Genomic DNA, 23,592 nt, shown 5'->3' on the forward strand with positions numbered 1-23,592 from the left:
ACTGAACCGCACCGGGGCCGCTTTGTCACGGCCAGTTTAGATCCGCAAACTGCGGTAGAACGAATGGGACGAACAGATCGTGAAGATCATCTGTCGCAAGAAGGGATGAGCTATGGGCTACTTCCACGTCATAGGTGGAGTCGTCGTCGCGCTCGCCGTTGCTGCGACCGCGAGTGCCGGGTCCTTTGAAGAAAAAGCGCAAGTGACGGTTGGTGGGGCCGAATACATGCTGAGTGGGTATATTGTCAGGATCGAAAAAGAAGCCTACTGGATCAGGAAGTATTCCGGTGATGTCGTGCGAGTCGGGGTAACGGAAGGGACTCACCTGATCTGCCCGGTTTGTCCCGGCAACAAAGAAACAACAATCGCAGCGAAGCCCGGGAGCGGTTTTCGGATCGGGGACTGTCCGTTTATCCCAGGGGACACCGTGAGAGCCGAGATCTCGGATCTGGGATGGGCTAGCCTCATTCGGCATGCCTCGCCTCCGGTCTCACGTACTGCACAACTGGGGCTGCCTCAAGCGTGGGAGGGTGATATTCCGCACGGAATGTTGGCGTTCAAGTCAGGGCCGGCCTATCCGGTCGAGACGAAAGACGGGAACCCTGTGGGTCATTTCGCAGGGACGCTCACCGACACTCTGTTGGGGACGTCGTACGGCCTCCTCGTCGATGCGGACAACAACGCCATACTTCTTGCCCCATGACTCAGTTCAAAGAGGAATGGCCGCAACCCAACAAACCAAAAATGATGCTGCTTGTCACGAAGGAGCGGTTCGAACAGCTGCACCCACCCACCTACTCCGCCGCCAACATGATTTCGGTCCAGGAAGTACGTGAGTTCTGGGCCAAAGTGAAACCTCCGGAGTCGGTGGCATCGAAGGAAGTCGACGTCGAAATCAGGATCGATGGGAAGGCCTTCGAGATCACGAAAGGAGGCAGGAGCGGAGGCTTCGATCTGGTGGCGGGGATGCCGGCCATGATCCGGCTCCGGAACAGGGACAATGTGGCCCACGAGTTCGTTTCTACGATGTTCCGGGACATCCCGTTCCACATCTCGGGCAATGCCACAATGGTGAGGGCAGGGAGAGCCTCCGGTGTTCGGCTGGATCCAGGACAGGATGTGACCCTTGAGTTCACGGTTCCGATCCCTGAGTCGGATGCCTACGGCGCCAGAGAGAGTGCCTACGATATCTTCTACTGTAACGTTCACGGCAAGGAGCATGGGGACAAAATGCGCGGTGAAATGCTGGTCATCGAAACAAAAGGAGAAATCGGCGGCGGCTGATGGTCATTCGGGTCACGCGGGTCGTCCGAAAAATTTTGGACGACCCGGTCCTTTTCTACTGCCGCTCCGCTCTCCAGATGTTTCGGGGGCAGGCCTCATCCCATAAGCATGTGACAAGACGTGTGATAGGCAACGAAGGCCTCTCTTTCTGAAATAGAATGATTCCGGTGGGACCATCTATGCAGGAAAAAGAAGACGTGGGAAGAAGGCTATCGCGATTGCCGTTATCTCCCGCGGTGGTCACGCTCATGAGCCTGGCGGTAGTGCTGGGCTGGGGATTCCCCAAGGCCACCTTGGCACAGGGACTTGAGGAGGCGCCCGATGTGGTGCTTGTCATGAAAGATAAGTTCTTCCACATCCTCAAAGGGGCTGAACAAAACAAGAGCCAACCGACATTTTCGCTGACCCCCCAAAGCGATGTCGTAATTCTGTTGCGCAATGAAGACGACGTAGCGCATGAGTTTGTCTCACCGTTGCTCCATAAAGTAGATCTTCAGATTTCGGGCAAGGCGACCATGGTCTACACCTTGACGGCTGCCGGAGTTCGAGTCGATCCGCACGAACGCGTGGCTCTTCGCTTCGATGTCCCGGACGCCGGCTATGATCAGTTCCATTTCTGGTGCAATGTTCACGGGAAGTTCCTTGACGATTCGATGCGCGGTGAAATCTTTATTGTGGAGGCATCATCCAAATAGCAGCGATGCCGATAAGACGTGGTCGTGGGTGGCTATGGTCCGGAGGTGTACCATGCGTGAAAAAGGTAAAGGGACTCTAGAGTTCATCGGGCTCTGTGTCCTCGTGGTTGCGGTCACCAAATGGATGCCCGCACAGGCTGCGGAACCGCCGGGCATTCCTCCGGAGATCGTGGCGGAATATCTCCATGCGATCATTCAAGCCGAACGCACCCTTTATTCAACCCACGTGGTCGAACGCTTGCAGGATCTGGAGATCACCGAAGCCTCCGAAGAATGAAGGGCAAGAGGGACGGTACCTCTTCCGGCGCAGATGCTCCAAATGACGGGTCAGGAGGTTCAAGGGTACGATCTGGGACTACGCCTCAGGCTGGCGAGTTTGTGGCCTATCTATGACAAAAACAGACCCGCCGATCAGTTTGAACGCGCAGGTCTAGAGGCGGTTGCGAACGATCCAAAGAAACCCTATACCGGCATGATTGTCCAAGGCGACAAAAGATATTTCAAAGCGATCTACGCGGACCGGGCTGTCACGAAAGCTTGCGTCCAGTGTCACAACAACCATCCTACGAGCCCGAAGCGGGACTATCAGCTCTATGATGTGATAGGAGGAATCATCATCTTATTTCCGGTTCCGTAGCGCCGAGACTTGCCTCAGGGTCAGGTCAGGACTCGCTGGGACCGACCGGTATGGAGCCAGAAAACGTTGCCAGGATTGACCCCGCCGCCGAAACTCCACAATGGGGCGCTACAAACTTGGGATGATACCGCACGCTAAGGAAAGGCCCCGCTGAAAGTGTCAGGAACTTGTATTACACACACCAGGTTGTCATGGAGGATAATATTATTGATGCCTCTCGTGGGCTGAGCGAATTCAGTTCGTTAATACTGTTAAATATACGTAAATATCACGTTTCGTGAGGTACGTCGTCTTCCAACGTACGGGGACCGCAGATCAGCTTTGTGCCGACGATCACGTTCACCTGAGGGAGATTTGAGAGACTGCAGCCGTTCCGTGGGCCGAAGATTTTCTTCGTCGTCGATAGGACAATCAATCACAACCGCCCGGTGGTGCTGTAGTGCCTGTTCCAGGATCGGACGCAGATCCGAAGGCTCTTTGACGCGGTATCCCTCGCCACGAAGCTTTCGGCATAGCGCACAAAATCTGGATTGCCAAAGTCTACGGCTGACGTCAAGCTTCGCCAAGTCCGTAGCCCTTCACTATCTTGGCAAGGATTACGGAGGGGCGCCACGATGCTCGACAGCAGCTTTGTAAGCGGCATACATTTTCCGCAGGTCGTGGCTGCTGCGCAACAGTTTGTGAATTTGCTCATCTGAATAGGACGCTACCATTGAAACAGCCGTGGATCGGAGCCGAAGAAATATTGACGGGCAAACGCGCCTCCTTCCACGGTGTACTTTTGATACCAGCCGCCGACGACCTCATCCATTCGGCGTACCAGCAGACCTTCGTGATCATGCGCCAGCAGCTGGTCCCACTCGCTGCCCCAGATCACCTTTCTGTTCATAGGTGGATTGCCTGCAAATATGTCCAATGCTCTAGAACTCTTTCGGACGGTTGTCCTGAAACGCAACATTGAAGAAAGCTACATTAGGATGCTGGAACTCCAACCGTCTTTCTCGAACTGAGAAATTACGGTCGCCGATGGCGAGGAGCTGCTGTTTGTTAAGAAAGAGGTCCCGCTTGTCATAGGTCGACCATTCAAATTCCTGCGTCATGGCCAACGCATCGACGGGGCAGGCTTGGACGCACATGCCGCAGAAGAGACAGCGGGTCATGTCCATAGAATACTCTTTGGCATAGCGCTTAATCGGTTCTCCGGGCACCTCCGCACTGATGACCGAGATCACGCGGCTGGGGCAGGCGGCTTCACAGAGGTCGCAGCCTATGCATTTCTCAGTCCCATCGTCGTATCGGAGTAACCCCAACATGCCTCGGTAGTTGTCCGGTAAGGTGCGCTTCTCGTGGGGATATTGAATTGTGATGGGATGATAACGAAGGAGGTGCATCAGTGTGGTCTTCATCCCAACTGCGATCTCGTAAAGCGTGATGGTCTTCAGCCATTGGACAAGTTTCGAAGTTGACTTGGCTCTACGAGGTGCTTTGGGAATTGCTACGGGTGTTGGCGTGGACATGTTCAGACCGTTATTGGTGCTAGAGTTGTATCGGATATGCTGCGGTGGCAATACCTCACAATCTCTGTGTTTCGATCCACCCTCGCGGCGGACTGCGGGAGCGTGCCGAGTGGGATGAGATGTGAACTATCAAGCTTGACGAGGGCGTATTCCCACGGCTCTTTCATATCGAGAAGTACCGGCTTGTCTCCCTTGTCGAGCCGGTCCTTCAGTTCACGGAGGGTGATGGTCGGAATCATCACGCACTCCCTTCTTTTAAAGACTTCTTAGGCACTAAAGGAACTTCCGCATCCACAGGTCGTCTTGGTCTGCGGGTTCTTGATCGAGAACCTGGAGCCTTGGACGTTGTCCAGATATTTCACTTCGGATCCTTTCAGGAGCGGAGTGCTTTGCGAATCCAACATGATCTTGAGGTCTCCTCTTTCGATCACTGTGTCGTCCTCGGCGATCTTGGCCTCAAACGCCATGCCATATTGGTATCCGTGACAGCCCCCACCGCGGACATAGATGCGTAATCCGATCGCCTCGGGTTCTTGCTGGATGAACTCACGAAGTTTGCATTCCGCATCTGATGAGATAGTCAGCATCGTCAGCTCCTTTCGTAATCGTGCATCACGAGGCAAAGACGATCACAGCACCGCAGCGCTTTGTTCGGCGTGGCAAGATCGGAGCAGCAGAAATAGACCGACAAATAGGGCCATGATGCTGGGCCAGATCATCGAGAGTGCACCAAGAACAAGGACGAAGGTTAGCGCCGTCCATGTCAGCTGGAGGAACTGGCCCTTGGCTGTGATCATTCGGTCCTCGCTAGTTCGCTCTTGATTGATCGCATATGTGATTGATGGAACGAGTTGTGCCAGTTCTCCCATAATGAGTAAGATCAAATAACTAGTAACAGCACGAGAACGCTGTTCAAATAGGCCGTCGGTCTTACTCCAGCTCCTCCAGACACACTTCTCAGCAAACACGGTTACGGCACGTCCGCTGCCAGGGGGAACTTCGCTCATGCCGGCAACCCTCACGTCCTCAGCCATGGCTCATCCCTGCTCAAACATATTCATCCACGAACTCCGGTCCAGACCTTATTGGGGTGGATCTTTTTGTCTGGATTGAGGCGTGTGGCTCGTTCAAGTAGAACCGCTTTCGATTCAGGGTAAGCCGGGTCTGAAATACAACAGTTGTCAACCGGGCATACTGCCGCGCATTGCGGCTCGTCGAAATGGCCGACACACTCCGTGCAGCGCTCGTGAGTGATCACATAGATATTATCGCCGACACCTTGCCCATCGCCGACGTGATTACCCTTGGCTTCGGCACCGCTACGTGTCTCAAAAATGGCTTCGTTGGGGCACTCCGGTAAACAGGCTCCGCAAGAAATACAGTCATCCGTGATGAGTAGTGCCATGCAACACGTTCCTTGTCTTTGCGACCGGCGAATCCCTCGGCTCGTTCAATGAACCTTGAAGAGATTGTGAACGACGCAGGGAAGTCTGGCTCGGTCCACCATCGGTTGTGGAGTGGATCTCCGATGTTTCAGAATTACTGGGCCCAGGACCTTGCCGCAGATCAAACAGCGCCAGGCAACCAGTCGGCATTGACCTATCAAGTCCTCGATATCGAGGTATTCGTCTTCTATCATCCACCCATTGCAACGCGGACAGTTCATGGTGTTCTCTCGCGGATCGCGATGATGGGTATGGTTAGGGTTGCACCACCATTATCTGCTGCACCACTGCCGTCAGACCGGCATGCTGCTTCTGTTGGAAATCCGTTAAGGCGGCCTTGATGGCATCTTCTGCTAGAACAGAGCAGTGAATCTTGACCGGTGGCAGATTCAGCTCTTGCACAATGTCCGTGTTCCTGATCTTGGCTCGCGTCTGCGAGCGTTTTCCCTTTCAGCCATTCCGTAGCCAAACTTGAACTCGCGATGGCGGATCCACAGCCGAACGTCTTGAACTTTGCGTCGACGATCGTATCGTCCTGGACCTTAATCTGAAGCTTCATCACGTCGCCGCACTCCGGCGCTCCGACCATGCCGGTGCCGACCTGGGGATCCTCTTTCGGAAAACTCCCCATATTGCGGGGATGAGTGAAATGATCCACGACCTTGTCGCTGTATGCCATGGTGCCGTCCTCCTTTGGATACTCTAAGAGACGTGTGCGCGACATTGCTGAATGCGACAGGAATTCGACCTTCCACGTGGGCAACCTGTTCCACCAGTTTCAGGCCTAGCCGAATGAGCCCGTCTTCATCGACGAGATGAACCAATCGATTAAAGACGATCGTCTTGTCATTCACTTCCGCATCAGATCCTTTCCGCAGGTCGAGAAGGGCTGGCAAGAGCGAATCCTCTGTGGACAGACGTACGCCCTTCTTTGTTGAGAATGATGAAGACCCATAAACTGCCTGATACCACTTTCTTGTGCAGATCGAGTGCCAACGACACTCAATCAAATAGGATGCCGAACCCGTTGATTTGCGAGGGTTTTATTTCTGGAAGGAGAGATGGAACGGATGGGACAGTTTCAATATGAAGCTGGCAGGCAAGGCGAATAAGTATAATCAATCAGTTACGAGTGTCAATTTGGAATGCATCGGATCGTTTTGAATCAGGCGTGCGAAGTAGTTTGTAGTGTTTGATTCGCCTGAGCAGGGTTGACCGACTCAATCCAAGGATCTTGCAGGTTTTCTTGTAGTCCCAGTTCGTTTGCTTGAGCGCATGCACGATCGCGTCTTGTTCAAGGGCGGCAAGCGTGATCCCGCTCGCTGTCTGGGGCTCTCTGGAAGAATGCTCCTGCTGAGATCGGTCAGAGCATAAGTATTCTGGGAGATGCTCTGATCGGATGGTGTGGTCTGGGCATCGAATGAAGGCATGTTCGAGGATATTTTCTAACTCACGGACGTTGCCAGGGTATTGGTGGACCTCCAACAGTTTCAGAGCAGGGCTGTCAATGTGCCTGACATTCTTGCCCATCGTCAGATTGAGTCGTGCCATCGAATGTTCGATGAGTGGCAGCAGATCCTCTTGACGATCCCGGAGGGGGGGGATTCGAATCGGGAATACCTGTAATCGATAATAGAGGTCATCCCGGAAATGCCCTCCTTCAACCGCTGCTGCCAAACTCTTGTTCGTCGCGGCGATCACCCGCACATCGACTTTCACGGTCTTGTTCCCGCCGACTTTTTCAAATTCCGATTCTTGCAGCACCCTCAAAAGTTTGACCTGGGCCAGAGGACTGATGTCGGCAATTTCGTCCAGGAAGATAGTTCCCCTGTGAGCCATCTCGAATCTTCCCAAACGGTCGGCGATCGCTCCGGTGAAGGCGCCCTTCACGTGGCCAAACAGTTCACTTTCCAACACACCCTCTGCCAACGCCGCACAAGTCACTGCGACGAACGGCTGATCCCGCCGAGGACTTAACCGATGAATTTCTCTGGCAATCAATTCTTTTCCCGTACCGCTCTCTCCTTCGATCAGTACGGTCGCTTTTGCGTTGGCAACCTGTGGCAGCAGATCTAGAATCCCTTGCAGTGTTTTACTTCGCGCCACAAGTGGGCCGCTTGTCCTGCTGCCTGTGTGCTGTTTGAGCTTTGTCTTGAGCTCATTGATCTGACTCAGATCGCGATAGGTCTCAACGATCCCTACCAAATTGCCGCACTCGTCGCGGAGGAGATCCGTGTTCAGACTCACCGGAATCTTCCGACCGTCCTTGTTTTGGATCACTGTTTCATAATTTCTGACTTTTTCTCGGTTACGAATGGCACGTTCCAAGATGCAGTCCTGAGTCAAGCAGATAGAGCCCTGAACTAGGAAATGACAGCTAGGCGGGTGTTCTACAGGCTGACTCTCCTCGTATCCCAGCAGTTCCCGCATCGCCCGGTTCATATAGTGAATCTTCATATCGAGGTCGATCGTGACTACCCCATCGCCGATGCAATCGAGAAGCGCGGCTTCTTCGCAGCGTATTTTTTGAAGAAGAAGTTGTGTCATGTCGTCGTTCCTAGCAAGGTCATTCTAATCCCTAGCCTTATTGAGTAGTCAAGCAGTACGCGTAAGAGAAGCTCTGTTAAGCATCAGGGGCGAAAGGGTTTCATGCTGAGTGCGGAAAAGAATGAGAACGTCGTGGTACGCAAAGCTATGATCCGCCGCATTCTGGAAACGCTCGCTCTCGACAATATTTATGCCTGCCTTCCTATGGCATTCCACACGAAGTCGACTACTGCTCCATGTGGAAGCGCGACGTAAGCAGGATGGCGTTTGTACACCTATCGCTCAGCAGCTCCCTCATCACCCCGTAACTCACCGTATGCATTTTCCGATGTGCCGATTACCACGAGCGAACGAGGGGGAAGCAGATGATTGAGATTTCGCACGTGCCACTGGTGCAATATCGCCCGCTCACGATGTGGTTCGGCTCCCAAACATTGTTTCAAAGGCTGTCTTCTGAAGGCATCAGCGATTTCCCACCGCTCGAGCGTCGTATGGTCTCGGGTCGCGTTATCGGTGGTGTAACGTTGTCTCAATTCTCACATTCGAACAGATATAGAGAGGATGAACCATACGCTCTTCTCTGCATGGACGACCGGCTCATGGGTCTATGGTACTGAAACTTCTCAGTATGGCGGGATGGCACATATCCTGCACAATTCCGATTCGAGACGGTGTCGTTTTTCAACGGAAGGAGGAATTATGCCACCATATTCCACAGCAGATCATCCCGTGCTCGAGATTATCATCCGTTCGCCGGGCACTGCGTTCGATGAAGTGGTGTTGCAGTGCCCAGACCTCACCTGGAACCAAGTCTTTACGGCCATTGATCGGTTGAACCGAGAGGGAGCTGTCACGCTGACACCCAAAAGGGGCGGACACTATTCAGTCCACATGGCCGACCAGGTTTCCCTGATCCCACCATCAGCGAAGATTATGTAGTGTCGTGGGGGCCCTGCGCAGCCACGGCAAATGCTCCATAAGTTAAGGAGAGCGATGATGAAATCCCAGCCAACGAAGCAGGGAGCCAAGAAGGAACCGGTTATTCAACAAGTGAGTCGAATTCAGGCGTCATCGCCGACAGAGAGGGCCATTCCAAAGAAGGATTCGGTGTTCGACGACGTGCATGTACGAATTACCGCGAGAGCCTATCAGCTGTACGTTGAACGAGGTTGCCGTGAAGGCTATGCCGAGCAGGATTGGCTGGATGCGGAAAGCGAGATTCTGAACCGGACTTTCCAGGCTTAGTGGCTAGGTAACGACAAGGTGCCTCTGTCTGACAGGGGCCAATCAGTTTCTTTGCATCTGCGCCAGGGGAAACAGCGCTCTGAGAGTACCTAATGCGGGCTCGGTGTTTGTCTGATTGAAGAGTGGGTTCGACTTGCTTGATCCTCTCCAAAGGACAGAGGCACCTCATTTGATTCGAGGCTCTGTGAGATATTCGTGCTGCTGTGCAACGACGTCGCCACGAGTCACACTCACACTCCAGCCCGGCATTTCCGAACACGTCATCGCTTACAAGCACAGTCTTTTCTTCAGGCATCAGGGGTGTTGTGTAGCCAGCCAGGTGATCCCCCTTTCCGAGATGAACAATGGCGGGGTACATCGAGTACGTGATCTCTAGTCGCCGTGGACTGAGCAGCTCCGAATAGGTCTCGACCATCATGCCGCTGTATCGTCGACAGTCATATCCCCGGATCCTCATGTAGTTTCCTCCTGTGCCGAATTCCTATGTGTAAGCCATTCCCTGGTAAGCCGTTCTCCTCATGTATGCGGACCTGCTTCTGAGCGATGGGAATGCCGGGCCGGTATCAATAGATGGAAAGGGCAAAAGTCGAAGGAAGAACATGAGGGTATCGGTGCCTGTCGACAGAACACGGGCGGAGGAGATTGTCCTCGGCGGTTCCTGGCAAGTTGGCACAAGAGGCGACATGTGACTAGGATCAAGAGCATATCATCGCGAGCACCTAGGCAGTTGCCCTGGTTAGGTCACAAAATGAGCTAGGTTTAACGCTTTCTCGAGTTGGTTCTTCTGTGCACTTGCTAGGCCTAGAGGTCCAAGCCTAGAATCAAATGCCTCTACGACTGTGTAGAGGCTTTGGGCATGTCCACGAGACAAGACTGGCTCTGCGACCTTAGCAAAGCCAAACAGGCATTCACCGTGGTGTTGGTAATGGAATCATCTTTCGATGAGGGGATGAGGCTGTGACCATACCATCAGGCGGCTGGATCATTGCAGCAGTCGTATTTGGTATCGATCTCTTGCTGCCGATGGGCTATGCGGTGCCGATGCTCTATGTGTTGCCGATCCTGCTCTCAGGGTCGTTACCAGGCCGGCACAGTACTATCCTTCTTGCCGGCAGCGCCCTCCTCCTCACCTGGATCGGAGCGGCATTCTCGCCCGGCGAGTTGACGCTGGAGGTCGTCACCAATCGAGCCATGGCCTCGGCGCTGCTCCTCATCATCGGCTGGCTCCTGCTTCTCCAAAAACAATCGACCCAGCAGATCATTGCATCGAAGCAGGAGAGGAATGGGAGCGAAGAGCGACTGCGGTTGGCGATGTCGGCTGGCAATTTCGGGACGTTTGATTGGGATATTCCCGCGCAAAGAGTCATCTGGTCGCCGGAGACTGAGCGGATCTGGGGCCTTCCGGTCGGTGGATTTGAAGGGACCTATGAGCATTGGCGACGGCTGGTGCATCCGGACGATGTGGAGGAGGCAGAACGAATCGCGCGACTTTCGTTGGAATATCCCGACATCTCCTATGCGTTCGATCACCGTATTGTCCGCCCCGATGGAACGATTCGCTGGATCCATGCGAAGGCGACGACGCTGCGAGATGCAGCCGGGCGGGCGATTCGTATGGTCGGGGTGAATCAGGACATTACCGAGCGTAAGCAGGCTGAGGAAACGCTATGCCAGCTCAATAAAACACTCGAGCAGCGTGTCGCTGAACGTACGGCGGCGCTGAACGACAGCGAACAACAGTTGAAGGCCGATCTCAAGGTCATGACGGTGCTCAATGAGCTGGGCCAGCTCTCCTTGAGCGAGGATACGAAGCCGCCGGTGCTGGAACAGATCGTGGATGCGGCCATCGTCGTTGCGAGGTCTGACTTTGGGAACATCCAGCTGTTGGATCCGGAGTCCGGCCACTTGAAGATTGTTGCGGAGCGGGGATTTCCGGACTGGTGGGTCAAGTTTTGGAATGAGGTGCCTAAGGGGCAGGGGGCGTGCGGCACGGCGCTGCAGCGCGCACAGCGCGTCATCATCGACGATGTGAGGCAAAGTCCGATTTATACCGACGAGGCTGCGAGGGATACGCTGCTGCAAGTCGGCGTGTGCTCAGTCGTCTCTACGCCGTTGACGGACAGGTCGGGCAAACTGATCGGCATGTTCTCGACGCACTATAAGACGCCGATCCAGATCGACAAGCATGCTCTGGCGCGTTTGGACCTGCTTGCTCGTCAGGTTGGAGATTTCATCGAACGTGCACGGACTCAGACGGCTTTGCGAGAGAGCGAGGAGCGGTTCCGCAAGCTCTTCGAGCATGCGGCGGAAGGCATTGCGATCACCGATGAGAGGGGGAATCTGCTCCAGTGTAACGCGGCATTTTGCGATATTACCGGCTACTCCGCCCAAGAGCTGGTTACGCGGCAGTTCTCCTCCCTGATCCATCCCGAGGATCGCGCACAGAACGTGGAACTGGTGCAACAACTACTGGAAAGGAAACGAGGCTGGTTTCGCGTCGAGAATCGGTACCTTACCAAATCGGGCAGCCCCGTCTGGGTCCAGATGCATGTCTCCATTCTCTTCAGCGACCGGGGCAGGCCTCTGTACTTTGTGGCGCTGGTGACGGACATCACTCAGCGCAAGCGGGATGAGCGGTTGCTCCAGTCGAAGGAGGCCTTTACCCGAGAGGTGTTGGACTCGCTCTCGGCCCATGTCTGTGTATTGGATCGGGATGGGGTCATCATCCGGACGAATCAACCGTGGAAAGAGTTTGCTCAGGTGAATTCCGATACGCTCCGGACCATCGGGGCGGCGGGGGACAACTATCTTGAGGTATGCCGCCGGGCCATTGCCGACGGCGATACCAGGGTACTCCCGATCCTCTCCGGTATCGAAGCGGTGCTGGCGGGGAGGCAGGAAGTGTTTAGCGCGGAGTACCCCTGTCATTCGCCCGATGAAAAGCGCTGGTTCCTCCTCCGTGTGTCGCCGTTGGTGGAATCCCAGGGTGTCGTACTCTCCCATCTGGATATCTCCGACCGCAAGCGCGTGGAGGAAACTCTTTACGTGAAGCAGCGAGAGTTGGAAAGGTCTCAGGCGAAGTTGGAAGAGCTGACCGCGAAGCTGCTCATGGCTCAGGAGACAGAACGACGGCGACTTGCCTGTGAACTACACGACGATATCACGCAACGGGTTGCCACGGTGGCGATTGATCTGCAGGGCATCCGCTCAGTGACGCCTGGATCGGAGGCGTCCTTGCTCGCGCATGTTCACCAAGCCGGAAAAATGGCGGAGCAGATCACGACGGACCTCCAACGACTGGCCCATCAGCTGCACCCGTCACTTCTGGAACATGTCGGTTTGGAAGCGGCAGTCCAAGAGTATGTGGAAGAGTTTGAGGCGAGGACGGGGCTGAAAACAAAAGTCCAGGTGCGCAACCTGCCGACCGCCTTCTCTCTCGACCGCGCGACGTGCCTCTATCGGGTCCTGCAGGAAAGCCTTCAGAACGTGCGCAAGCATGCCAGCGCGACTTATGTCGTGATCAGGCTCTTGGGCTCGATACGCGGCGTCGGTCTCTGTGTCCATGATGACGGACGCGGGTTTGACCAGAACCACCAGACGTCCAATGGACGAAAAGGGCTCGGTCTCATCAGCATGGAAGAACGGGTGGGGGCGCTGCAGGGCACGTTCCGCCTCAAGACTAAACCAGATGACGGGACAGAGGTTCATGCGTGGGTTCCTCTCGGCCAGTGCGAGGTTTCATCGAATGGAGGAGCACCGGCATGAATCAAGCGAGTAAGCCTCGTGTGTTGATGGCCGACGACCATTCTATCTTCCTGGCCGGGGTGCGCAAGCTGATCGAGGATCAGTGTGAGGTCGTGGGGACCGTGGAGGACGGCCGGGCCTTGCTCGAGGCGGCTGATCGACTTAAACCGGATCTCATCCTTCTCGATATCTCCATGCCGCTCTTGAACGGCTTGGAGGCTGCTCGGCATCTCAAGAAAACGCTGCCCGAGACAAAGCTTCTCTTTCTGACGATGCATGCGAGCCCTCGCTACGCGACGGAAGCGTTTAAGGTCGGCGCACACGGATTTCTGCTGAAACAGTCGGCCGCGTCCGAGTTGCCTCAGGCGATCACCGCGCTGATGCAAGGGAAACATTATCTGACTCCCTCGATCGCCAAGCCAGTGATCGACCAAGCGCTGAGGTCGGAAGAGACACCGACCATCAAAGGCGGGCTGGACGAATTGACCGCTCGACAGCGTGAAATATTGCAACTCATCGGGGAAGGGAAAGGCACCAAGGAGATTGCTACTCTGTTGAGCGTATCCGTGAAGACCGTCCAATTCCATAAGACCTGTCTGATGCAGGAACTGAACATCCATACCACGGCAGAGTTGATGCGGTATGCCATCACGCAGGGCCTCGCCGGCGACCAACCGTAATCCTCCCGCAGTCTACCATGAGCGGTCGCCTTCCCAGAGTCACCGCAACGGATGAGCAGTTTGCCGGCCATCCGTTGATCCACCTACGACAGCCATGAAGAGAACTCGAACAATGAGGCTGTATGTCAGGTAACTTTCACCCCGACAACCAGGGCGAACGCCTAGTTTTTACGGATACATCGTTGCGCTAGAGTCGCACGCGACATTCAAAAGGAGTCGGCTTACGGTCGTGTCGATCACCATCGATCAGACCCACATTGATCGGGTCCTGACCGCGCTTCAGCAACGGGGGACGCGTTGTCCTCTTGAATCGGTTGAGGGGCTCTGTCCTGACCTGACGACGGACCAAGTTTTTCTGGCGATCGACTACCTCACCCGAATCGGTCAGGTGTGCCTGACGCTGGACACCGACAGGAATTACTGGGTGCAGGCCTAACAGCAGAAGGAGTGAATGGTCGTACGTGTGGTCAATGCCCATGCTGTTCGTCCTGAGGCGCTCGAAGTCTGTGGTGAGTTCATCGAACCGGATGAACGAAGGGTATATTTAGGATGGTGCGCCTGGAACATAGATACCCTGGCCGGAGGATCTATAGAAAAAGACAATCATGTTGCAGAGACAGATGCGGTGACCGCACACCTGACGGAGGACATCATGGAACTCGTAACGGAATCCGTGACGGTTCAACCAGCCAGCAGAACGACCGCGACAAATCCTTGTACCCACAGCCGGGCGATTGATGATGTGCTGACGAGGGGTAAGAAACGAAGCGGCAAGGTGCGCTGCCTTGAATGCCAAGCGATCTTTGACGATCCGTATCAGGGGCGGTAAGCGCTGGAGCAGGTTGTGCGAGAAGCCAGGATGTGCTGAGAGACGCACGGGTGCAGGATCGCATTCCTATCTTTAGCGGAGAGCTGTGCCGTTGCACGAAAGCCGAGTGATTGATGCGAAGTGCTTCACGCCTTGGAAGGTGGCGAAGTTGCCGGAAGACTCTGTCGGTGCTCCTCCAATTGGACGGAGCCAGTGCAACACTATGGAAACCTTTATGCTCGAGACGACGATGCTGCGATCGGCTTGAGCCGTTTATCGCATTTTCCCACCAGGGTTGCCGCATATGTCCCCATGTTCTCAGTGTCAGAGCCTGGAGGCTCTTCAGTTTCGTTTTTCCTTTCATCACGTCGGATACCTGCACGCATAGGTGGAGTAGGCTTAGCCGATGCCCAATTTGAGTAGTGCGCCATCCGCGCGATGCTCATGGTAGATGTGAATGAACTCCCAGGTGGAGACCCTGCTGGTAGTCGAGTCTGTGGACCAGGGAGCAATCCGATCGAGCACGGTGTCGCGTATAACTATTAGGGTGGATCGAAAAAGATACAGGCTGTATCTGATTGAATCTCTCCGATGCTGATGGAGATCATCAGTATTCACTCCTACAAATCCAGCTTGAGCCAAGCCTCTGATAACTCAGTCATTTCCTGAACAAATCACAACGTGTGTCCACAGGAGGGCGTAGGTATGAGTTATGCGTAAATGAATGGACAGTTGTTCCGAGGCCATGGTGACCCTAAACACCGTTCGAGCAAAGAAAAAGCGGTTTCTAACGAGGTGATGAAGCACGTGCTCGATCGATTTTGTGAAGAGACTCTACTTACATGCGACGTCAGTGAAAGGAGCAGCCATGATCGGCACCAATATAGCGACTTCACCCCTCAGGATCGCGATCGTTAGTCGTCAACCTCTCGTGTGTTTGGGTTTGCAGAAACTGTTCGAGCATGAAGAAATGCTCCGGATTGTTGTGCAGCCGCACCAGCGGATGACGCCTGACCTGCTCCAAGCCGCACACCGACCAGACCTGTTCATCCTTGATCTTGAGACCGAACACGACGCCGTTGGTACTATCAAAGAAATTCGGAAGTTGGCTCCGAACAGTAAGGTCGTGTTGTTGAGCGGGATTGAAGACCGGCAACGGCTGTACGAAGCTTTTGCATGCGGTGTCGACGGGATCATTCTCAAGATTCAGCCTCCTGCAGTCATGCTGGCCATGGTTGAGGCGCTCTATGCCCCTGTGAAGAACTGCGGCCAGGCTGTACAGCATGTGGGGGAGGAGCTGCAGGCAATGCCCAAGCAGAAGGTCGAATACGAAGGACCGTTGCCTGTTTGGCCTGATGTCGTGACCCAGCGCGAACGAGAGGTGATTAGTTTAGTCCGCCAGGGGCTCTCGAATAAAGAGATTGCTCATCGGTTGTGTATTACTGACAGTACGGTCCGGCATCATCTGACCAATATTTTCGATAAAGTCGGTGTGTCCAATAGGCAGAAGCTTCTAGTACACACACATCAATTCTGTTCCGTGCCGGTCTCACTACCATGAGGATGCTCTCATCTCGATTAGGATCTCGATTCAGAACTTGCCATCATACGCCAGTCCTACTCTCGCGAGGCCGTTGTTGCCTTCTGCGACAGAGACGAAATGCCTCCTGTAGCGGGATACCCCTGGAGCCATCGGTTCGCTGCACTCACCATCTTAACTCTTGAGCGTTTTCAGCCTGAAGGCAGCCGTTGGGTCTCTCTTCGTCCACCGGCGTTCTCCTTGCACTCCATCCACTGCGGTGAGTGCGGAAGCGGAGTGTGTGATCTGCCGGAGACTTCTCCCCCGAGTTCTTTTGCTTGAGACGCGACTGGGTTGGAGTCAAAATCTTGCAGGTTCGACTTGTGGCTGAGTTGGCAGGATTAGTGACGGCACAGAACTGTTTTTTCATGAACCGGAGTGAGGAGGAGATCCGAATGTCAGAAGGAAAGTCGATGCTACCAAAAGTAGGAATCGGACGACGTTGCGGCGCGATCCAAGCCAACGTCAATCGTTACCGTGCACTGATGAACGATGAGGTGTATGAAGAACTCATCGCACTTGGAAAAGAGTTGGCAGGGATTAAGATCTGCCACCTGAACTCAACGGCGGCGGGTGGTGGGGTGGCGGAGTTATTAGCCCGGTACGTGCCCATGTTGCAAGCGCTCGGGGTTCAAGCCGACTGGCGGCTCATTCACGGTGAGCCGGAATTCTTTGCCATCACCAAGGCGTTTCACAATGCCTTGCAAGGTGGGCACTACGATCTGCGGAAGCCAGAGCAGGAGCTCTATCTCCGTGTGAACCAGCGCAGCGCCAAGGCGCTGGGGAACGATTATGATGTCTATATCGTACATGACCCACAGCCGGCGGCCATCCGGCACTTCACCGGCCCACGTAATGCGAAGTGGATCTGGCGTTGTCACATCGACAGTTCCACACCGGACAAGGATGTCAGCCTCTTCTTGCGACCGTATCTCGAAGAGTACGATGCGGTCGTCTTTACGATGGCGGACTTTCTCTTGCCCGGTTTGGCGGCCAAGCACATGGCCATCATCGCACCGGCGATCGATCCTCTGGCCACGAAGAATATGGAATTACCGGAAGACTTATGCCGTCGTGCGATCGCGGATTCCGGTGTTGATCCGACGAGGCCGTTGCTGGTGCAAGTGTCTCGATTTGATCCATGGAAGGATCCCTTGGGGGTGATGCGCGCGTACCGTCTGATCAAAGAAGAAGTCCCGACGGTTCAATTGGTGCTGATCGGCGCGATGGCGGGCGATGATCCGGAAGGGTGGGAAATTCTGGATCGTGTGGAGGAGCAAGCCGCAAACGACCCGGATCTCTTTGTCTTCACAAATCTGGCCGGTGTCGGCAGTATGGAGGTCAACGTATTCCAACGCGGAGCCGATGTCGTGATTCAAAAATCACTCCGAGAGGGATTTGGGTTGGTCGTGTCCGAGGCCTTCTGGAAAGAAAAGGCGGTTGTGGCCGGAAAGGCCGGGGGGATTCCCATGCAGTTTCCGGAGGCCTATCAGAAGAACCTTGTGAACAGCGTGGAAGGCTGTGCGGAGCAGGTCCTCGATCTGCTGAAGCGACCGGGCGAACGGGGAGCGTTCGGCCGAGCGGGCCGCGAACATGTGCGCCAACATTTTCTCCTGCCGCGGCTGGTTCGTGACGAACTGCGACTCATCAAACAGGTGGTGCAGACAACATGACAGACCGGTCCGACGACCCACTCGTCGCCTATTTTTCCATGGAAATCGGGCTGGACCCCAACATGCCGACCTATGCGGGAGGGTTAGGCGTACTGGCAGGGGATACGATTCGGTCGGCTGCCGATCTCGACATTCCCATGGTTGCCGTCACGCTCTTGCATCGACGCGGGTATTTCTATCAGCGGCTGGATGAACAGGGGTGGCAGCGTGAAGAACCGGTGGCCTGGCCGATCAATGATTACTGCAAACCAGTGAACCAGCGGGTCACGGTCGGGATCGAAGGGCGTACCGTGCATGTGGGAGCCTGGCAGTTTCTCGTGAGAGGTGAGTCGGGCGGTGAAGTGCCGGTCTATCTTCTCGACACGGATCTCCCTGAGAACCAGCCCTGGGACCGGACTTTGACGGATACGCTTTACGGCGGCGACGATTACTATCGTCTATGCCAAGAAATGGTGCTGGGTCTCGGAGGCTTCCGTTTGTTGCGGACGCTCGGATATAGTCAGATTCGACGGTTCCATATGAATGAAGGGCACGCGGCCCTGCTCGTGCTTGCTCTGCTCGAAGAGAAACTGGCTTCGCGTACTCATGAGGAAACGGTTCCCGCCGATCTCATCGATGCTGTACGGGAACAGTGTGTGTTCACGACGCATACGCCGGTGCCAGCCGGTCACGATCAATTTCCTCTGGACCTCGCCCATCGCGTGCTCGGCGACCGACGCTGTGCACGGCTCAAAGCTTGCGGTCATGATCAGAGTTTGAACATGACACAGCTCGCGTTGCGTGGATCGCGGTTCGTCAATGGCGTGGCGATGAAGCACGGTGAGGTGTCCAACAGCCTCTTCCCTGGTTATCCGATTCACTCGATCACCAATGGGGTTCATGCGGTGACATGGGCTGCTCCCTCATTTCAAATGCTCTATGATCGGCATCTTCCGGACTGGCGGCATGATCAGCTCTCGCTGCGATACGCGATCAGCATTCCGGCGCAGGAAATTTGGGATGCGCACATGGTCGCGAAGCAGGCGCTCGTCGACTATGTGAATCGTGAGACGAATGTCGGGTTTGATCGGGATGCCCTGACGGTTGGATTCGCCAGACGAGCCGCCGCGTACAAACGGGGAAGCTTGATCTTTCATGACATCGAACGGTTAGCCATGATTGCCCGACAGGTCGGACCGCTGCAAATCGTCTTTGGCGGTAAGGCACACCCGCACGACCAGGATGGGAAGAACCTGATTCACCAGATTCACGAGCTTCGTGACGCCCTGCAGGGCAAGGTCGCGGTCGTCTACCTCACGAATCACGACATGACGCTCGCCAAGCTCCTGTGTGCGGGAGTGGATGTGTGGCTCAATACGCCGCTCCCTCCGATGGAGGCCTCAGGAACCAGCGGGATGAAGGCGGCGGTCAATGGCGTGCCGAGTCTGAGCGTGCTTGATGGATGGTGGGTCGAAGGCCATGTGGAAAACGTCACAGGCTGGTCGATCGGTGATCGGATCGACACCTGCCTCGAGCCGAGCGGGGGGATGGATGCCTGCCATGCCGCGGCGCTGTATGACAAGTTGGAACAGAGCGTCGGGCCCTGTTTCTACAAGGACCGTGAACGCTTTCTCGATATTATGCGACAGTCGATTGCATTGAACGGAGGGTTCTTCAATACTCAGAGGATGATGGCGCAGTATCTCCACAACGCCTATCGCTTGGTCGGAGAGTATGTCCGCCGCGGCTAACGGCAGGATCACCCGACTGACGAGCACCTGGAACCGGCATGACTGAAACTATTCCGACCCCACGTGCCTCCTCGATCTTGGTCATCAACGCCGGGTCCTCGAGCATCAAGTTTGCGCTGTTTCGAGAGGCAGATCCTCCCGTACCGGTCACGCGGGGCCTGATCGATCGGATTGGACTTCCGGACAGCGTGATGGTGGTGAGCGATGTCCCGACGAACCGATCCAAACGCCACGCGGTCGAGGTCCAAGACCATCGAGCTTCCGTCGAGTGCTTGATGGAGTGGATTGCACAGGATGTCGGTATGCAGAACCTCCGTGCTGTGGGTCATCGTATTGTTCATGGTGGAGCGATGTTCAGCAGATCCGACCGTGTGACGCGCGATATGTTGGCGGAACTTCGGCGCCTCAGTCCGTACGATCCTGAACATTTGCCCTCGGAGATCAATCTCATTGACGCATTGGCACAGCGTCATCCGTCCCTCCTCCAGATCGCTTGTTTCGATACGGCCTTTCATCGAGGGATGCCGCAGGTGGCCAGACTCCTACCGATTCCACGACGATATGGGAAAGCGGGCCTTCAACGCTACGGGTTCCATGGGTTGTCCTATGCCTTCCTGATGAAAGAACTGGCCAGAGTCGGAAATCCAGGCGAAGCGAGCGGACGTCTTATCCTTGCCCATTTGGGAAACGGTGCCAGCATGGCAGCGGTCAAGGAGGGTCAGCCTGTCGATACGACGATGGGATTCACCCCTGCCTCCGGCCTGCCGATGAGCCGTCGGTCTGGAGATCTCGATCCTGGGCTGATCTCGTACTTGGCGCAGACAGAAGGCATGACCGTGGAGCGATTCCACAAGATGGTCAATGCCGAATCAGGCCTGCTGGGCATCTCCGAACTGAGTTCCGATATGCGAGACCTTCTTGCACAGGAGCACGGGGATCCACGCGCCGCTGAAGCGGTCGAGTTGTTCTGTTATCACGTCAAAAAGGCGATCGGCGCGTTGGCTGCGTCATTGGGTGGATTGGACACCTTGGTCTTTACGGCCGGGATCGGAGAGCATGCGCCTGTTATTCGTGCACGCATCTGCATCGGTTTGGAATTTCTTGGAGTCGCTTTCGATGAAGATCGCAATGAAGCCGGTGCGCCCGTTATTTCTACCACCGACAGCAGGGTGACGGTCCGTGTGATGCATACGGATGAAGAATGCGAGATTGCGCAGTCTGTTGTGCATGTGCTCAATTCAATCCCCAATGGGTAAAGGAGACATGGTGCAGAAACGAACAAAAATGATCAGCCCGGATGTGCTCAGGAAAACGGATGCGTACTGGCGAGCGGCCAATTATCTGTCGGTCGGCCAGATCTACCTCTACGACAATCCTTTGCTCAGGAAACCGCTCACCCGCGCCCATATCAAACCTCGTCTGCTCGGCCATTGGGGCACTACGCCAGGTTTGAATTTCATCTATGTGCATTTGAATCGGATCATCAAGGAGCATGATCTCAATATGCTCTATATCGCCGGGCCTGGACATGGTGGACCCGGGCTTGTCGCGAATGCCTACCTTGAAGGGACCTACAGCGATGTGTATCCGGAGATTTCGCAGGACGAACCGGGCCTGAAGCGACTCTTCAAGCAATTCTCATTTCCTGGCGGTATTCCCAGCCACGTGGCACCCGAAACGCCCGGTTCGATCCACGAGGGCGGCGAGCTGGGGTATTCCCTGTCTCACGCCTATGGGGCGGTGTTCGACAATCCGGATCTGATTGCGGCCTGCGTGATCGGTGACGGTGAAGCAGAAACTGGTCCGCTGGCGACCAGCTGGCATTCCAACAAATTCCTTAATCCGATCACTGACGGTGTGGTTCTGCCCATCCTGCACCTGAATGGGTACAAGATCGCGAATCCGACCGTTCTAGCCAGGATCAGCGACAGTGAGCTGGAACAGCTCTTCCGCGGGTACGGCTATCGTCCCTATGTTGTCGAAGGCAGAGACCCCGTCGCCATGCATCGGCTTATGGCGACAACGCTCGATGCGATTGTGCAGGATCTCACACACATCAAAGCAGCTGCCCATCGGACCGGGACCAACAAGCGGCCGATTTGGCCGATGATCGTGCTTCGGACGCCCAAGGGATGGACCTGTCCGAAGCAGATTGACGGCAAGCGGACGGAAGATTACTGGCGATCTCATCAAGTGCCGATGGGCGACATGGATAAACCGGCTCATATCAAGATTCTTGAACAATGGATGAAGAGCTATAAGCCGGAGGAGCTGTTCGATCAAGTCGGCCGATTCAAACCGGATCTGGCTGAGTTGGCGCCCAAGGGGAACCGGCGCATGAGTGCTAATCCCCATGCGAACGGCGGTCTGCTTTTGAAGGATTTGCGTTTGCCGGATTTCCGTCGCTACGCCGTCACGGTGAAGAAACCGGGTGCTGTCGAGGCCGAGGCGACGCGTATGATGGGGGCATTTCTCAGAGAGACGATGAACCTCAACGGAGAGCGTCGGAACTTTCGTCTGTTCAGTCCTGACGAGAACAACTCCAATCGTTGGCAAGATGTTCTGGATGTCACCAACCGCGCCTGGATGGCGGAGCGCTATCCGTATGATGACCACTTGGCCTCGGATGGTCGGGTGATGGAGATGCTGAGCGAGCATCAATGCCAAGGGTGGCTGGAGGGCTATCTGTTGACGGGCCGACACGGCTTCTTTTCCTGTTACGAAGCTTTCATCCACATTATCGACTCGATGTTCAACCAACATGCCAAGTGGCTCAAGGTCTGCAACCATATCCCCTGGCGACGGCCGATTGCCTCGTTGAATTATTTATTGTCTTCCCATGTCTGGCGACAAGACCACAATGGGTTCAGCCATCAAGATCCCGGGTTCATCGATCATGTGGTGAATAAGAAGGCCGAAGTGATTCGTGTCTACCTTCCACCCGATGCCAATACCCTGCTGTCCGTCACCGACCATTGCCTGCGCAGTCGCAACCATGTGAACGTGATCGTGGCGGGCAAGCAGTCGGCGCCGCAATGGCTCGACATGGACGCCGCCGTGAAACACTGCACCGCCGGTATCGGGATCTGGGAATGGGCCAGCAACGATCGAAACGGCGAGCCGGATGTGGTCATGGCTTGTTGCGGCGATGTTCCCACGATGGAGACATTGGCTGCCGTGTCCTTACTAGGGACGTATCTGCCGGATGTGAAGGTCCGGGTCGTCAATGTAGTGGATCTCATGAGACTGCAGCCGCAGACCGAACACCCGAACGGATTGTCCGACAAGGATTTCGATGCTTTGTTCACGATCGACAAACCCATCATCTTTGCCTTTCACGGCTATCCTTGGCTGATTCACCGATTGACCTATCGGCGAACGAATCACAAGAACCTGCATGTGCGGGGATACAAGGAAGAAGGGACAACGACGACGCCTTTCGATATGGCGGTCATGAACGATCTCGATCGGTTTCACCTCGTCGCTGATGTCATCGACCGTATCGGCCTACGTGGCTCGCAGGCCGACTATACCAGGCAGGCCCTCCGTGACAAACGCATCGAACATAAACAGTACATCGCCGAACATGGGGAAGACATGCCGGAGATCAGGCAGTGGAAGTGGATGGGGAGCGGGACGGCGAGGCGGAAGGCACGGGCATAGTCGGGTGTTGGTTCATGTGACTTCCTCTTCCCATGTTCCATCGTCATCCACGCGAGCTCGCATCGTGAGAAAAAGGAAGTGTCACTTTCGGAAACTCACGTCTGCGGGAGCTCCACCCGTAGATTCGCCTCATGCCACCGTTTTACGAGGACATAGGTACACGTCTGATCAAGTCGCCCAGCGTATGCCTGGCTGACTTTCGTTCACGCACCGGGATTGGTTTTGACGAGTCCCTGCCGGTATCCCCTATGCGATCCGCCTCCTCTGCTCGCATCAAAAACATGTGAATTTCGATTTAAAGTATGCTATCGAAGGAGCCTTCAGAACGCTGAACGGGGCTCGGAC

At 55.2% G+C, this 23,592-nt stretch carries 23 protein-coding genes and 1 pseudogene; 16 read left to right on the plus strand and 8 right to left on the minus strand.

The features are described from left to right. Positions 1-112: 112 nt before the first annotated feature. The 5 genes from ACYX34_RS11575 to ACYX34_RS11595 all read left to right on the plus strand — a co-directional run bounded on the left by ACYX34_RS11575 (position 113) and on the right by ACYX34_RS11595 (position 2,616). A complete protein-coding gene (locus ACYX34_RS11575; RefSeq protein WP_462076717.1) occupies positions 113-703 on the plus strand; it encodes a hypothetical protein in 591 nt (196 codons plus the stop codon). Beyond that, a complete protein-coding gene (locus ACYX34_RS11580; protein ID WP_462076718.1) occupies positions 700-1,284 on the plus strand; it encodes a hypothetical protein in 585 nt (194 codons plus the stop codon). The genes ACYX34_RS11575 and ACYX34_RS11580 overlap by 4 nt, the downstream gene beginning before the upstream one ends. A 179-nt stretch (positions 1,285-1,463) precedes the next feature. Then, positions 1,464-1,979, plus strand: a complete 516-nt coding sequence (locus ACYX34_RS11585) for a hypothetical protein (RefSeq protein WP_462076719.1) — start codon at positions 1,464-1,466, stop codon at positions 1,977-1,979. A gap of 52 nt (positions 1,980-2,031) precedes the next feature. Further along, positions 2,032-2,256, plus strand: coding sequence for a hypothetical protein (locus ACYX34_RS11590; RefSeq protein WP_462076720.1), 225 nt, complete (start codon positions 2,032-2,034; stop codon positions 2,254-2,256). Between the two features lie 33 nt (positions 2,257-2,289). Beyond that, on the plus strand, positions 2,290-2,616 hold the full coding sequence (locus ACYX34_RS11595) for a Tll0287-like domain-containing protein (protein WP_462076721.1): 327 nt from the start codon (positions 2,290-2,292) through the stop codon (positions 2,614-2,616). A 706-nt stretch (positions 2,617-3,322) separates the two neighbouring features. Here the strand turns inward: ACYX34_RS11595 and ACYX34_RS11600 are convergent. From ACYX34_RS11600 to ACYX34_RS11635, 8 genes and pseudogenes are all read right to left on the minus strand, one after another. Further along, a complete protein-coding gene (locus ACYX34_RS11600) occupies positions 3,323-3,505 on the minus strand; it encodes a hypothetical protein (protein ID WP_462076722.1) in 183 nt (60 codons plus the stop codon). 31 nt (positions 3,506-3,536) lie between these two features. Beyond that, entirely contained in the window at positions 3,537-4,133 is a 597-nt protein-coding gene (nuoI, locus tag ACYX34_RS11605) for an NADH-quinone oxidoreductase subunit NuoI (RefSeq protein ID WP_462076723.1), read from the minus strand. Between the two features lie 2 nt (positions 4,134-4,135). Further along, on the minus strand, positions 4,136-4,372 hold the full coding sequence (locus ACYX34_RS11610) for a rhodanese-like domain-containing protein (RefSeq protein WP_462076724.1): 237 nt from the start codon (positions 4,370-4,372) through the stop codon (positions 4,136-4,138). Between the two features lie 27 nt (positions 4,373-4,399). Beyond that, positions 4,400-4,720 carry an iron-sulfur cluster insertion protein ErpA gene (gene erpA, locus ACYX34_RS11615; protein ID WP_462076725.1) on the minus strand — a complete coding sequence of 107 codons (321 nt, stop codon included), beginning with the start codon at positions 4,718-4,720 and terminating at the stop codon, positions 4,400-4,402. A 42-nt stretch (positions 4,721-4,762) separates the two neighbouring features. Beyond that, a complete protein-coding gene (locus ACYX34_RS11620) occupies positions 4,763-5,167 on the minus strand; it encodes a hypothetical protein (RefSeq protein WP_462076726.1) in 405 nt (134 codons plus the stop codon). A 23-nt stretch (positions 5,168-5,190) separates the two neighbouring features. Then, on the minus strand, positions 5,191-5,538 hold the full coding sequence (locus ACYX34_RS11625; protein WP_462076727.1) for a 4Fe-4S dicluster domain-containing protein: 348 nt from the start codon (positions 5,536-5,538) through the stop codon (positions 5,191-5,193). A 295-nt stretch (positions 5,539-5,833) separates the two neighbouring features. Beyond that, positions 5,834-6,257: pseudogene (gene iscU / locus ACYX34_RS11630) on the minus strand (Fe-S cluster assembly scaffold IscU). A gap of 443 nt (positions 6,258-6,700) precedes the next feature. Continuing rightward, positions 6,701-8,125 carry a sigma-54 interaction domain-containing protein gene (locus ACYX34_RS11635; protein WP_462076728.1) on the minus strand — a complete coding sequence of 475 codons (1,425 nt, stop codon included), beginning with the start codon at positions 8,123-8,125 and terminating at the stop codon, positions 6,701-6,703. A gap of 699 nt (positions 8,126-8,824) precedes the next feature. Here ACYX34_RS11635 and ACYX34_RS11640 point away from each other — a divergent pair. The 11 genes from ACYX34_RS11640 (at position 8,825) to ACYX34_RS11690 (ending at position 23,247) form a co-directional block, all read left to right on the plus strand. Then, the gene (locus ACYX34_RS11640; RefSeq protein WP_462076729.1) at positions 8,825-9,064 is read left to right on the plus strand and encodes a hypothetical protein; all 240 of its coding nucleotides are present in this window, start codon (positions 8,825-8,827) and stop codon (positions 9,062-9,064) included. Between the two features lie 54 nt (positions 9,065-9,118). After that, positions 9,119-9,370, plus strand: coding sequence for a DUF2934 domain-containing protein (locus tag ACYX34_RS11645; protein WP_462076730.1), 252 nt, complete (start codon positions 9,119-9,121; stop codon positions 9,368-9,370). 957 nt (positions 9,371-10,327) lie between these two features. After that, complete coding sequence (locus tag ACYX34_RS11650; RefSeq protein WP_462076731.1) at positions 10,328-13,135, plus strand: PAS domain S-box protein; 2,808 nt, start codon at positions 10,328-10,330, stop codon at positions 13,133-13,135. Beyond that, positions 13,132-13,794, plus strand: a complete 663-nt coding sequence (locus tag ACYX34_RS11655) for a response regulator (protein ID WP_462076732.1) — start codon at positions 13,132-13,134, stop codon at positions 13,792-13,794. The genes ACYX34_RS11650 and ACYX34_RS11655 overlap by 4 nt, the downstream gene beginning before the upstream one ends. Positions 13,795-14,023: 229 nt before the next feature. After that, a complete protein-coding gene (locus ACYX34_RS11660; protein WP_462076733.1) occupies positions 14,024-14,230 on the plus strand; it encodes a hypothetical protein in 207 nt (68 codons plus the stop codon). 15 nt (positions 14,231-14,245) lie between these two features. Then, on the plus strand, positions 14,246-14,623 hold the full coding sequence (locus ACYX34_RS11665) for a hypothetical protein (protein WP_462076734.1): 378 nt from the start codon (positions 14,246-14,248) through the stop codon (positions 14,621-14,623). Between the two features lie 847 nt (positions 14,624-15,470). After that, positions 15,471-16,163 carry a LuxR C-terminal-related transcriptional regulator gene (locus ACYX34_RS11670; RefSeq protein ID WP_462076735.1) on the plus strand — a complete coding sequence of 231 codons (693 nt, stop codon included), beginning with the start codon at positions 15,471-15,473 and terminating at the stop codon, positions 16,161-16,163. Positions 16,164-16,594: 431 nt separating this feature from the next. Next, a complete protein-coding gene (locus ACYX34_RS11675; protein ID WP_462076736.1) occupies positions 16,595-17,854 on the plus strand; it encodes a glycosyltransferase in 1,260 nt (419 codons plus the stop codon). Continuing rightward, positions 17,851-19,584, plus strand: coding sequence for an alpha-glucan family phosphorylase (gene glgP, locus ACYX34_RS11680; RefSeq protein WP_462076737.1), 1,734 nt, complete (start codon positions 17,851-17,853; stop codon positions 19,582-19,584). The genes ACYX34_RS11675 and glgP overlap by 4 nt, the downstream gene beginning before the upstream one ends. A 38-nt stretch (positions 19,585-19,622) precedes the next feature. Next, complete coding sequence (locus tag ACYX34_RS11685; RefSeq protein ID WP_462076738.1) at positions 19,623-20,840, plus strand: acetate/propionate family kinase; 1,218 nt, start codon at positions 19,623-19,625, stop codon at positions 20,838-20,840. Next, the gene (locus ACYX34_RS11690) at positions 20,833-23,247 is read left to right on the plus strand and encodes a phosphoketolase family protein (protein ID WP_462076739.1); all 2,415 of its coding nucleotides are present in this window, start codon (positions 20,833-20,835) and stop codon (positions 23,245-23,247) included. The genes ACYX34_RS11685 and ACYX34_RS11690 overlap by 8 nt, the downstream gene beginning before the upstream one ends. The last annotated feature ends 345 nt before the right edge of the window (positions 23,248-23,592 follow it).

This window comes from Nitrospira sp. CMX1, from assembly GCF_054902215.1.